We start from the raw sequence: 12,549 nt of genomic DNA, 5'->3' as shown, positions 1-12,549 counted from the left end.
TCCGCCGCTACATCATCTGGCGAAACCGCAATGCCGACAACCGGCACCTACGCGCCGTCGTGGACAGGGCAAACGTTGCCTGATCCGGCACTAGCCAGCGCCGGTACTGGGTGCCCAACGCGGACACTCCGTCCTTCGGCGCCGCCGAGCACCACAGTCACGCCCGCAAGCAGGCCGAGGAGGAAGTCGAGCGGCTCGGCCTGGCCCGCTTCGCACTGGACCGTGTCCCGTTCACCACCGCACACCCGGGACTCGAAAAGCCCAACGCTCTTCAAGCCTCCGTGATGGAGGAGCTGCCGCGGCTGGTCGCCGAGCGGGGGAGTGGCATCGCGGTGGTCACGGATGCCATGGGAGCGGGCAAGAGCGTGACCGCCCTGGAGATGGCACGGATCTTCAACGAGCACTGCGGTACCCAGGGGGTGATGTGGCTGCTCCCGGCCACGGCCGCCGCCGACCAAGCCTACGACGTCCTGGACCAGTACGTGCGAGCCCACCAGCCCGAGTACGCCCCCGTAACGCTGGTGCACCACCACAGCGACCTCAACGAGGCCTACACCGGCAGGCGCCTGTCCCCGGCGGACACGTCCGTCCTGGACGGGCCATCCGACGACCCGTTCACCGACCCGGACGACCTCTCGGCCGACGACGAGGCGGAGCCCGGCCCGGGGACCGCAGGCCCTGACCGGTGGCTGCGCGGATGGGACAACGCGCTCCTGGCCCAGTACACCGTCTCCACCACCGACCAGGCACAGATGGCCGTCCTCCCCGTCCGCTACAGCGCGCTGCGCATGCTGGCCCTGTCGGGCAAGACCGTCGTGGTCGACGAAGCCCACGCGCTGGACCCGTTCAGTCAGCTCCAGTTACTGCGCCTGCTGCACTGGCTGGGAGCCCTGAACTGCCCGGTCGTCCTGCTGTCGGCGACGATGCCTGCGTCCACCGCCACCGAGCTGGTACGGGCCTACCTGTCCGGAGCCAGCCAAACGGGTCTCCACGGTGTCTCGTTCGCCCCCGCCTACCCTGGGTGGCTGTTCGCGGACGCGGCAACCGCCACCGCCCACCGAATGTCCGAACCGGCCCAGGACCAACAAAGGGCCGCCCAGCGCAGGACCGCTCGCATCCGCACCCGCCCGGTCACCTATCGGCGCCTGGGACAGGCCGGCCGCACCGCCGACCCGGGGGAGCGCCTGGCCGTGATCGCCGACACGCTCCAGCCGGTGATCAGCCACGGCGGATGCGCGACCGTGGTGTGCGCGACCGTCGCCGACGCACAGGACACCTACCAGTACCTGCGCCGCACGTGGACCGGCCCGCCGCACGACCTGGTCCTCGTCCACGCCCGGGTCCGGGGGAGGCGACGGCAGAGCACGCTGGGCGACCTTCGCCACCGGCTGGGGCCCAACGGCCCGCGCCCGGCCCGCCTCGTAGTCGTCACCACCAGCCTCCTCGACATGAGCCTGGACATCGATGTCGACCTGATGGTCAGCGATCTCGCTTCTATGGCGCGCCTGCTGCAGCGCCTGGGCAGGTTGGGCCGCTTCACCCGCCTGTGGGCCGGACAGGACCGCCGCCCCGCCTGGTGGGACCGTGACAACAGCTCAACGCTGACGGTGCTGCACCCGGTCAACCTCCGCGGCGCGACCGCCCTGCCGCCCGGATGGGGCACAATCGAGCCCGCCGTAACCCTCCACGAAACCGCCCGGCTCCTCCCGGCCCTTGAGAAAGAACCCCCTGTTGTACCCGACGATGTCCAGGCCCTCGTCGAACAGGTCCACGGCGTCACCTCCGGTTTCGCGGGGGAAACGACGCGCCTGCAGCAGATGGCTGCCACACACCAGACCCGCACCGGCCGCCAGCAACAGCTCAGCGCGATCCACCTGGTACCCCCGGCGAAACGGGTCTCTTCCCTGGCCGACCTGCACCGCCAGCACCTCACCACCGCCCAGGCGGCCACCCGGCCCGGTGTCCTGCCCCGCCGCCTGCTGCCCTGCTACCGCAGCCCCGACGGCACCCTGACTCTCGACGCAGCCGGCTGGCTTCCGCTCCCGGACCAGGAACACCTCAGCCCCTGCCACCTGCGCAGCATCCTGGAACGCACACTGCCCGTCCCGGCCGCCTGGGTCACCCGCGCTTCCGCCCGGCATCAGCCGCCCGCAAGCTGGAAGCAGCACCCCCTTCTCGCCGACACCGTGCTGCTGCCCACCGATTCCGTGACCCGTGAGAGTGAACAGTGTTTCGGCCATCATTGGCTCCGCATGGACGAAGGACTCGGCCTCCTGCACCACAAGCAGTAGTTATCACCGTGCGTGAAGCTTAGGGTCGAAAACATCACGCCATCTTTCGGTAGTCAGACTTTCTCACCAGTCGCGAAGCGCTGCGGCGACATGATTCGCTGTGCCCGCACACCACCGAACGCCTGGTCGCACATCGCACACCATTCCGCCCCACAAGGGCGTGGCGATGTCCCCGGCGCACCACCTGGACGCGCTCGGCCGGCCCCGGCCGCCGCCTTGCCCCCAGTGACAAACCACCCAAGAACACCGCCCTGGCCACGGCTTCCCCGCACCCCGGGCACCTCCGCACGCCCCTCCCCAGTCCCGAAAGAACCATCCCCTTGTCTTTGTTATCCCTGCCCGCCACGTTCAGCGCAGCCGACAGCCCCTGGATCGACGTCCGCACCGGCCCCCACTATGACCAAGTGGGCCTGCGGACCCTGTTCCTGGACGCCCACCGCATCGACGATCTCGCCCTGCCGCACCCCCCGACAGCCTCAGCACTGCTGCGGATCGCGGTCGCCATCACCGCCCGGATCACCGGCCTCGACGACCCCGAACTCACCGCCTCCCAGTGGAACACCCTGCGCCGCGCCTGCCTCAACCAGGGCCGCTTCGATCCGGATGCCGTCCACGCCTACTTCGACCAGCACGCCTGGGACGTCTTCGACCCGGTCCGGCCCTGGCTGCAGGATCCCTCGCTGCGCACCCAGTGCCCCCACAGCACCGGCATCAACGTCTTCGTGCCCGGGCGCCCCGGCGGTAACAACCTGGCCTGGTTCAGCCCGCACAGTCACCACACCGCCGAGCCCGTGCCCACCGCCGAGGCTCTACAGATCCTGCTCATCCACCACTACTACGGGCGTTCCGGCAAAGGCACCCCCCGCACTCTCGAGGGCACCACCATCGCGAAGCAGAGCAGCGGCCCCCTGCGCTCCAGCGTCTCCTTCCACCCCCTGGGGCGCACCCTGCACGAAACCCTCCTCGCCGGTGTGCCTGCCTTCACCGGCGACGAACAGCCACCGGGCGACGACGCCTGCCCCTGGGAAGATCCCGCACCACCCGACCCGCGGGCCCAGCCGAGCCCGCCGACCTGGCCCGGCAGACAACTGACCGGACTGAGCCGGCACGCGATCCTCCTCGTGCCCGGCCAGGGCGGTGCCACCGTCACCGACGCCTACATCACCTGGGCCACCCAGCAGCCCAAACCGATCACCACCGACCCCTACCTCGCCTACCGCTTCACCCCTGAACGCAAGAACGTCGCCCGGCGCCGCACCATCCACCGGGCTGATGCGTCCCGGGCCTGGTGGCGTGACCTGGAGACACTGCTCCTGGCCCCGGACGAACACGGCACGCACCGACGGCCGGCCATCTTCGACACCCTCAACGACCTTCCCGAACCCGTGCGGCGCAGCCTGCGGATCCGCGTCCACGGATTCGACCAGGACGGCAAGGTCATCGACCGGCAGTGGTACACCGCCCTCACCCCACCCCTGCTGAACTGGACCCAGAAACACGACCCGGTCAAAGCCCAGCGCATCGCCGAGTGCTGCCGCGAGGCCGAACATGCCGCGCACAAGCTGGCGACCGTCGCCAAAGCGGCCTGGAAAGCCGCCACCGGCAGCAGCCCCACCAAAAATCAGCAGCCCCCCTGGACCGGCAAGGCCCTGACCCGGTACTGGCCGAAGGCCGAAACAGCGTTCTGGCGGCTCCTGGACGAACCCGACACCGGTGCACCCACCGCGTTCGCGGACGCAGCCGCATCCGCCCTGCGCGAGGTCACCGAAGCCGCCCGGATCCGCCACACCTCCGCAGCCCGCGCCGTCGCCCATGCCGTCAGGGACCTCTACCGCCGGCCCTCAGCACCCCGGAAGGCCGCCTGATGCCCACCGCAGCCGAACACCGCGCCTCCTGCGACGCGTTCGTCGCCCACGTCCACCTCCTGTGCGCCGAACCCGGCGTCCGCGCCCGCCTCAGCAGGGGGAGGGGCCGTCCCGTCGAGGAATGCGCCCCCATGGACCGCTACCTGTCCCGGCGCACCGCGCACCGCACCGGGCGCCGCGCCTACTACACCGTCGCGAGCCTCATCGCGACGGCCGGGCCCCAGGCCCACACCCCGGGCGTGCGCCCCGACCCGAACGATGACGCCGACCTCATGACCGTGGGAGACGATCCTGACGTCCTCCTCGCCGCCCCCGCCGAACCGGCACCCGCACCATCGCCGCCGGATCCGGCGGCCTGGTTCGCCCGGCCGAACCTCGGCGCCACCCTCGCCACCGCCGTACGCAAAGCCGACCACGGAGCGGAGCGCACCGAGGATCTCCTGAGCGTCCTGACCCGCCTCAGCGACGACCAGTTGCACCGCCGCCTGCCCGCTGCCATCACACGGCTACTGAAGGACGGCATCACCCCCGACTGGGGTGTCCTCCTCCACGACCTGGTGCAACGCCCCCACCATCGTGACCAGGTCGGACTGCGCTGGCGGGACGCCTTCTACCTCGCCACCCCCGAACCTCGGCGCTCCTGACACCCCCGCCCCGACCGGCCCCGCCCTGCCGGCGCTCCCCACCGGGACACCACCTTGGGGCAGGCCGCCCGGCCGCTTACGTTCCGGAACCGTCCGGCACCCCTTGGGCCCCGCCCGACCGCCCAGACCGGCCGGCGGCACACAAACCGATCACGACCCTTCCCACAGCCCACGGCACCCCGTACCCCGCGGGCCGTATCAGCGGCATGCCCGCCGCCCCATCGAAAGAAGCACACCCATGCACACCCCAGCACGCTTCCTCGACCTGCACATCCTCCACCCCGTCACCGCCGCGAACCTCAACCGCGACGCGGACAACGACCCCAAAACCATCTCCTTCGGGAACACAACCCGGGCCCTCGTCTCACCCCAGGCATGGAAGCGCCCCATCCGCCTCAACGTCGAACAGGACCTGGGCGAGCACGCCGCCCGCACCCGCATGGTGCCGCCCCTCGTCGCCCGAAAGCTGCAAGAAGCCCAGTGGCCCGAGGACCTCGCCGCGTTCGCCGCAGCACAGATCGTCCACTCGGCCAAGAACGGCGGCCTGCAACACAACGACCAAGAGGGCTACCGAACCCAAGCCATGCTCTACCTCCCCACGGACGCCATCGACGACCTCGTCGCCCTGTGCGAAAAGCACCGCACCGAACTCGAAGAAGCACTCGCCGCCCACACCCCCAAGAAGAAGATCAACGCCGTTCTGCCCGCGAAAGACCTCGCCGCGCACCTGACCCGCCGCACCGCGAGCATCAACCTGTTCGGGCGGATGTTCGCCGAACTGCCCGCCGGCCACGTCGAAGCAGCCGTGCAGATGGCCCCCGCCTTCTCCGTGCACCAAAGTGACCCGCAACCCGACTTCTTCACCGCGGTGGAAGACCTGCCCCAGGACGGGGAGTCCGGCAGCGCCCATCTCCAGACCGCGTTCCTGACCACCAGCCTCTTCTACCGTTTCGCGACCATCAACATCACCGACCTCCACCACAACCTCGGACCCGGTGCCCCCGCCGACACGGTCAACGCCCTCGTCGAGCTCTTCGTCCGGCACTTCATCCTGAGCATGCCGGGCGGCAAGAAGACCTCAACCGCACCGCACACCGTCCCCGACCTCGTCCACTACGCCGTCCGCGACCGCCGCCCCGTCTCCTACGGCGCCGCCTTCGAACAGCCCGTCAAAGCAGCCCCTCAGGGCGGCTACACCGCCCCCGCCCGCCAAGCGCTCGCCGACTACGCCGCCACCATCAGCCGCCTGCTCGGCACCCGCCACCTCGTCGCCCACGGACACACCGGCACCACCGCCAAGCCCATCAAAGACCTCGGCACCCACCACACGTCCTTCGACGACCTCACCGCCGCCTGCGCCACCGCCGCGACCGCCGCTCTGACCCCCGCGTGCCGACCGTGACCGGCCTCGTCCTGCGCCTGGCAGGCCTGCTGCAGTCCTCCGGCGAACGCGGCGTCTTCCACTACCGCGACACGTGCGCTTTCCCCACCCGCTCCTCACTCATCGGCATATTCGCCGCGGCCCAGGGCCGCCCCCGCGAACACGCCCTCGACCCCTACCCCCACCTGCAGGCACCGGGCGACACCACCGCCCCGAGCCACCGCGACCTAACCTTCACCATCCGCGTCGACCAGCCCGGCACCCTGTACCGCGACTTCCACACCGTCGGCGGCGGTTACCCCCGCGATCAGGGCCTCGTCACCGGCAACGGCACCCGGCGAAAACCCTCCGCCTCCACGCTCGTCTCCCACCGCGACTACCTCACCGGCGCCGTCTTCACCGTCGCAGTCGAAGGCCCCGCCCGCCTCATCAGCCACATCGCCGAAACCCTCGAACGGCCCCGCTTCGGGCTGTTCATCGGCCGCCGCGCTTGCCTGCCCGACGAACCCCTCGTCCTCACCGCGGGCAGCTCCGACCCCGTCGACGAGCTCCTTACCCGCACCCCCCTCACTCGCAACCGGCCCCCCGGCCCCACCGACACGCACCTGCCCACCACATTCGTCTGGGAACACCCACCCCCCGGCGCCGACCCCACCACCCCGCCCGACCGGGAAAGCACCAGCGAACCCACCAACCTCACCCGCCATGCCCGACGCCACCTGCCACGCCCCCTGTGGATGACCACCGAAAACCTGCCCGCCCACCTCCACACAGGACCCCGACCAATCGACGCCCTCACCACGTACGTGCACGGAGAACCCGCATGACCAGCCTCACCCGCATCGTCCTCGACCCCCACAACGCAGCGGCCAAAGCCGACCTCGCCGACGTCGACAGTCTCCACAAGACCCTCATGCGCCTGGTCCCCGACCACATCGGCCCCACCCCCCGGGCCACAGCCGGCCTGCTGTTCCGCACCGAACCCGGACCCGACCCCACCCATCTCGTGCAGACGGCCCACACACCCGACCTCACCGCCCTGCCCACCCGCTACGGCACAGCCCGCACCCTCGACCTCACCCCCCTGCTGAACTCCCTCACCCCCGGGCGCACCATGCGCTACCGCATCACAGCCGCCCCCACCATTGCCCGCTCCGCAGGCAATCCCACCCGCCACCCCGTCACCGGGAAACGCCGCGGCAAAATCACCCACCTCACCGGCGACGACGCCATCGCCTGGTGGCAACGCCGCGCCGCAGCCGTCGGACTCGAACCCATCACCGTCTCCGGCCTCCCTCGGCCCTTCCCCCGCACCCGCCTCGCACGCTCGGCCCCCTACTTCACGCTGACCCAGTTCGACGGCTTCGCCCGCATCACCGACACCGGCCTCCTCACCCACGCCCTGAAGAACGGCATCGGCAGGGCAAAGACCTACGGAGCCGGCCTCCTCTCACTCGCCCCCGCCTGACCCCAACCAGAAAACACATCCGTCATGCCACAAATCCCTGACCAGAACGCCCTGCGCGCTGCCGCCATCCACCGCCTCTACACCCTCGAACAGTCAGAACAGCTCACCCGCTCCCGGATCATCGGCGTCGCCGACGCCTTCGGCGTCGACCCCCGCACCGTCGACCGCTGGCTCGCCAACGCCCGCGCCAACAACGGCACCTACCAACCCCAAGGCCGCCCCTGCTTCGCCCTCACCCCGCTCATGCTCGACGCGGTGGCCCGCTGGCGCGGCAACGCGACCGCCGCGTGGAAAGAACTACGTGCCGAGGGCCACCCCGTCCCGTCCCTGCCCACCTTCCACCGCGCCGCGAACAGAGCCCTCACACCCGGGGCACGTGCCGGCCTCCGCGGCGGCGAGAAGGCCCGCCGGCGCTTCGACGTGTCAGGTGAACGCGACCGCCACCACCGCAACTACGCCTGGGAAACCGACCACGTCGAAGCCAGCGTCAAAGTCCGCGTTGAAGGCCACATGCGCAAACCATGGATCACCTTCTTCGTCGACTGCGCCACCTCAGCCATCTGCGGCCTCGCCATCAGCCCACAACGCCCCAGCCGCGAAGGCGTCCTCGTCGCCATCCGCGACGCCATCCTCATCGACGAACACCACGGCCCGTTCGGCGGCATCCCCACGTACGTGCGCGTCGACGGCGGCAAAGAATTCCTGTGCACCACGGTCAAGGAAGCACTCGGCGTCCTGGGATCCGAAATCATCGCTCTGCCCCCCTTCAACCCCGAAGGCAAAGGCAACGTCGAAGCAGTCAACGGAGCCATCAAAAAGACACTGTTCGCTGGCATGCCCGGCTACACCCACGCCCCCACCCTCCGCGGCGGCAAACCCGTCGACCCCGACCAACCACTGCTCCACTTCGAAGCGTTCGTCGGCCTGGTCCTCGAATGGGTTCACCGCTGGAACCACGAGAACACCCCCAAGAGCCTGGGCGGCCAGACTCCCCGCCAAGCATGGGACGCCGACCCCGCGCTCATCGACACCGTCACCGCCGAAGACCTCCACACCTACACCCTCGAACGCCACGGCAAGCCCCTGGTCATCAACAACGGTGGTGTCCGCTGGCGCACACGCAACTACATCGCCAACTGGATGCACGGCCGCGTCGGCGAAAAGGTAAACCTGCGCTACCTCCCACACCACGATCACCGCGTCGAGCTCTACGACCCGCTAACCGGCCGCCACCTCGGCGCCGCCATCATGGCCAGACAAGCGACCCGGGAGCAGGCCCTCAGCCTCAAACGAGCCCGGCGACGCGAAGCCGACCACCTGCGCGCCCAACTGAAGAAGGCTGAGAAGAACCGCAACACCCGTTACGCGGCCGCAACCCGCCCTGCCCCGCCCGTACCCCTGGACGTAATGCCCGAGGAAGAGGCCCTCGAGCACCTGCGGGCCCTCAATGGCTTCGACCCGGCCGCAGAGGCACTGCCCGACCTCATCCAGCTGCCCGAACCCGACGCCGAATGGACCCTGCCCCTCAACCCCAACACCGCACCGTCACCCCAGCCTCCGAAACACCCCAAGGACCAACCGTGAGCACCCCCACCACCTCACCCCGCCCCAGCCAGCTCCCGCCACCCAGCCAGGACCACTACCTGGGCCTTATCGGAGCCAACGCCATGGCCACCAAAGCCGTAGCCGAAACCGAAGCCCGCATCCTCAAGGCCATCAAACACAACGCCATGGTCTGCATCCACGGCCACGTCGGCCTCGGTAAAACCTTCGCCGTCCACACCGTCCTACGCCGCCGCGCCCCCGAAACCACCGTGCGACTGCGCTACAACAACGGCGCCAACATGAACGAAATCCGAACCCAGCTCTGGCGCCGCCTCGACCTGCCGGGAGAACCGCCGCAGTCCGTCGGCCCCTGCGACCAGCAAATCCAAGACGCACTCGACGCAGAACCACGAGTCCTGCTCATCGATGAAGTGCAAGGACTCGGGACGAAGGCACTGGAGTACTTCCGCACGCTGTGGGGCGACGACGCCCGCCGAGCGGCCATCATCTTCGTCGGCAGCGGCAACGCCCGGCAGAAGATCCTCAACAACCCGGCCCTGCACTCCCGGATCCTCGACTGGTACCAGTTCAGCCCTCTCACACCGACCGAAGTCCAGGCCATCGTCCCCGCCTACCAGCGGATCTGGGCAGGTGCGCAGCCCGAACTGATCCTGTACACCGACGACATGGCTGGCCACGGATCGTTCCGGAACTGGGCAAGAATCACCCTCCTCCTCCACGACGCACTCGAGGAAAACCCCGACCTCACCCTCAGCAAGGACCTCATCCGCTGGGTACTCAGCCGCATCGACCCCACCACCCGCCACACCCCACAACGCAGCTGACCGCACCAGCCCTCGGCCGGAGCAGACCCTGCCCGCGGGCGTTCCTGCGGTACGGACGAACGGCGAGGCGCCCGTTCATCCATCAGGCTCTCCCGCGGCGGGGCGGGCTTCCGTGCCGATACCGGCGGCCGAGCTCGCCGCAGCACGCAAGCGGATCCGCGAGCTGGGTTGAGATCGAGGCCGTTGCTCTCGCACTCAACAACAGGCCCCGCAAGAACCTCGGTTGGAAGACACCTGCCGAAGCCCTCAACGAGCATCTACTCTTGATCCAGGAAACCGGTTTTGCGACGACCGATTGAGAGCAGGGGAACGCCGACGTCCACGAGGAAGGTGGGACAACCAGACCGGGGGAGAGGGTCGAAGACCGCCAGCAGGGTCCCGACTTCGTTGACGAGCGGTACATGGGGATGCCGGGAATCCCGGGTGATGTGGTCCTGGCTAGATGGATGCCGGATGCTGTCTCAGCTGATCTGTTCAGGCTCTCATGACTCTTGACCTTGCCCAAAGGTGAAGGCCGACAGTGAAGTTCCCCCGCGACCTGGTCAAGCAGCGGCGAGGGTTGCATGTACTGCTATGGCGCGTGCCGTTACGGTTCTTCGGGCTCTGCCTCCACGACCCACCACTCGTCAGGGTCCTCGGCGGCCTCGTCCATGAGTGCATCAGCGACCTCGTCCGCCTCGGAGGTTTCTGGCAGGGAGCATTCGAACCAGACAACCTTGCCGGCGCTCAGCCGGGTCGCGCCCCAGTGTCTGGACAGCTTGTCGACTAGGTAGAGCCCGAGTCCATCCGTCTCGCCGGCCCGCGGCTGCCGCATTCGGGGCAGCTGGGGGGAATCATCGCCGACCTCGCAGCGTAGGATGTCGGTGCGCAGCAGCCGCAGTGTCACCGGCCGCTCCGCGTAGCGCACCGCGTTGGTGACCACCTCGCTGACCAGCAGCTCCACCGAGTCCGAGAGTTCGTCGAGGCCCCATCGGCTGAGTGCCCTGCGGGCCAGTCGGCGGGCCCGGCCGGGGGCGGAGTCCTTCGGGTCCAGGAACCAGTACGCGACATCGCTCGGCGCGATTCCTTCGAAGCGGGCGGCGAGCAGCGCGATGTCGTCGTCCCGGTCGCCGGGGCCGAGCATGTCGAGCACGTCGTCGCAGAGCGCCTCCAGGGGCGGCGAGTGGTCCGGGCCGGTGAGCTGGGCGGTGGCGGCGAGACGTTCGCGCAGCTGCTCGATCCCGGTCCAGACGTCCCGCAGCCGGGACTCCACCAGACCATCGGTGTACAGCAGCAGCGTGGCGCCCGCGGGTGCGTCCAGTTCGACGGCCTCGAAGTCCACACCGCCGACGCCGATCGGGGCGCCGGGCGGTACCCGCAGCACCTCCGCGCGGCCGCCCAGATGGAGCAGGACGGGCGGCGGATGTCCGGCGTTGGCAATGGTGATGCGGTGCGCGACGGGGTCGTACACCGCGTACAGGCAGGTCGCCATGCGGTCGCTGCCGAGCCGCTGCGCCTGCTCGTCGAGGTGGTGCAGCACCTCCTGCGGCGGCAGGTCGAGCCCGGCGAGGGTCTGCGCGGTGGTGCGCAACTGGCCCATGATCGCCGCGGACGTCATGGAGTGGCCCATGACGTCGCCGACGACCAGAGCGACCCTGCTCCCGGGCAGCGGGATCGCGTCGTACCAGTCGCCGCCGACCCGGGCCGTCTCGGCGGCCGGGAGATAGCGGGAGGCGAGCCGGACACCGGTCGGCTGCGGCAGCGAGTCGGGCAGCATGGTGCGCTGCAGCTCGTCGGCGATGTACGCCTCGCGTCCGTACAGCACGGCCTTGTCGATACCGAGCGCGGTGTGCGTCGCCAGCTGGGCAGCGACCAGCAGGTCATTGGCCTCGAAGGGCGGCCGTTCGGTCCCGCGCAGGAAGACGGCGGCGCCGATCACCCGTCGCCGTCCGCGCAGCGGAGCGAGGATCGCACGGTGCCCGGTGGGTACGGCCCGGCCGGTGCCGAGCAGTTCGGGCAGCGCGGCGCGGGCCGCTGCGGAGTCCCCGAAGACCGGCCGTACACCGCGCAGCACCTCGGCGAGCGCGCCGCCCGCCCGGACCGGGGACGAGGCTCGACCCGTCTGCGGGCCAGGCTGGTCACTTCGGCCGTTACGCCATTGCTGCAGAGTGAAGGGGGCAGTGGTCCGCTCGTCACCAACCGGCATGGGGCTACGCAGATACAGGAGGAGGGTGTCGGCGAAGACCGGGACAACGGTGTCAAAGAGGGCGCGGAGGATTGCGTCGATATCGACCTCGCCTGCAATTCGAGCTGTTGCCGAGGCAACGATCGACGCTATGCCGTGCGCCTCCGGTTCGCCGTTGTCGACGCCGAGGGCCCGCAGGACATCGTGGGCGGCTTGACCGAACGGCCGGACTTCGGCAGGAAGGAGTTGCAGGGCATCGGGATTGTGCAGGACTGCGGGCATGCTCACCGTGTTGTCCACCCGCGCGCGCACGTACTTCTCCAGCATTCCGCACAGGCGCCATGCC

General features: G+C 69.6%; 8 protein-coding genes and 1 pseudogene. 8 read left to right on the top strand and 1 reads right to left on the bottom strand.

What is annotated here, in order from left to right:
• The first annotated feature begins 110 nt into the window (after positions 1 to 110).
• From ACIPEK_RS42080 to ACIPEK_RS42045, 8 genes are all read left to right on the top strand, one after another.
• Positions 111 to 2,291: a helicase-related protein gene (locus ACIPEK_RS42080; RefSeq protein ID WP_402007593.1), complete on the top strand. Its 2,181-nt coding sequence runs from the start codon at positions 111 to 113 to the stop codon at positions 2,289 to 2,291.
• Positions 2,292 to 2,611: 320 nt separating this feature from the next.
• On the top strand, positions 2,612 to 4,156 hold the full coding sequence (gene casA, locus ACIPEK_RS42075) for a type I-E CRISPR-associated protein Cse1/CasA (protein WP_402007592.1): 1,545 nt from the start codon (positions 2,612 to 2,614) through the stop codon (positions 4,154 to 4,156).
• Positions 4,156 to 4,800 carry a type I-E CRISPR-associated protein Cse2/CasB gene (gene casB / locus ACIPEK_RS42070; protein WP_402007590.1) on the top strand — a complete coding sequence of 215 codons (645 nt, stop codon included), beginning with the start codon at positions 4,156 to 4,158 and terminating at the stop codon, positions 4,798 to 4,800. Before casA ends, casB begins: the two co-directional genes overlap by 1 nt.
• Before the next feature lie 238 nt (positions 4,801 to 5,038).
• Positions 5,039 to 6,202, top strand: coding sequence for a type I-E CRISPR-associated protein Cas7/Cse4/CasC (gene cas7e / locus ACIPEK_RS42065; protein WP_402007588.1), 1,164 nt, complete (start codon positions 5,039 to 5,041; stop codon positions 6,200 to 6,202).
• Positions 6,199 to 7,008: a type I-E CRISPR-associated protein Cas5/CasD gene (gene cas5e, locus ACIPEK_RS42060; RefSeq protein WP_402007586.1), complete on the top strand. Its 810-nt coding sequence runs from the start codon at positions 6,199 to 6,201 to the stop codon at positions 7,006 to 7,008. Before cas7e ends, cas5e begins: the two co-directional genes overlap by 4 nt.
• Positions 7,005 to 7,649, top strand: coding sequence for a type I-E CRISPR-associated protein Cas6/Cse3/CasE (gene cas6e / locus ACIPEK_RS42055; protein WP_401944560.1), 645 nt, complete (start codon positions 7,005 to 7,007; stop codon positions 7,647 to 7,649). The genes cas5e and cas6e overlap by 4 nt, the downstream gene beginning before the upstream one ends.
• Positions 7,650 to 7,673: 24 nt before the next feature.
• Positions 7,674 to 9,233 carry a Mu transposase C-terminal domain-containing protein gene (locus ACIPEK_RS42050; RefSeq protein ID WP_401944562.1) on the top strand — a complete coding sequence of 520 codons (1,560 nt, stop codon included), beginning with the start codon at positions 7,674 to 7,676 and terminating at the stop codon, positions 9,231 to 9,233.
• Positions 9,230 to 10,039, top strand: coding sequence for an AAA family ATPase (locus ACIPEK_RS42045; protein WP_401944564.1), 810 nt, complete (start codon positions 9,230 to 9,232; stop codon positions 10,037 to 10,039). Before ACIPEK_RS42050 ends, ACIPEK_RS42045 begins: the two co-directional genes overlap by 4 nt.
• Before the next feature lie 700 nt (positions 10,040 to 10,739).
• On the opposite strand, the pseudogene ACIPEK_RS42040 reads toward ACIPEK_RS42045, so the two are convergent.
• A pseudogene (locus ACIPEK_RS42040) lies at positions 10,740 to 12,344 on the bottom strand (SpoIIE family protein phosphatase); the annotation flags it as partial.
• Positions 12,345 to 12,549: the final 205 nt, after the last annotated feature.

The organism is Streptomyces sp. NPDC088246 (genome assembly GCF_044741025.1).
Classification (GTDB): domain Bacteria; phylum Actinomycetota; class Actinomycetes; order Streptomycetales; family Streptomycetaceae; genus Streptomyces.
The sequence above is the reverse complement of the archived record's forward strand: the minus strand, read 5'-3'. Positions and strand labels throughout refer to the sequence as shown.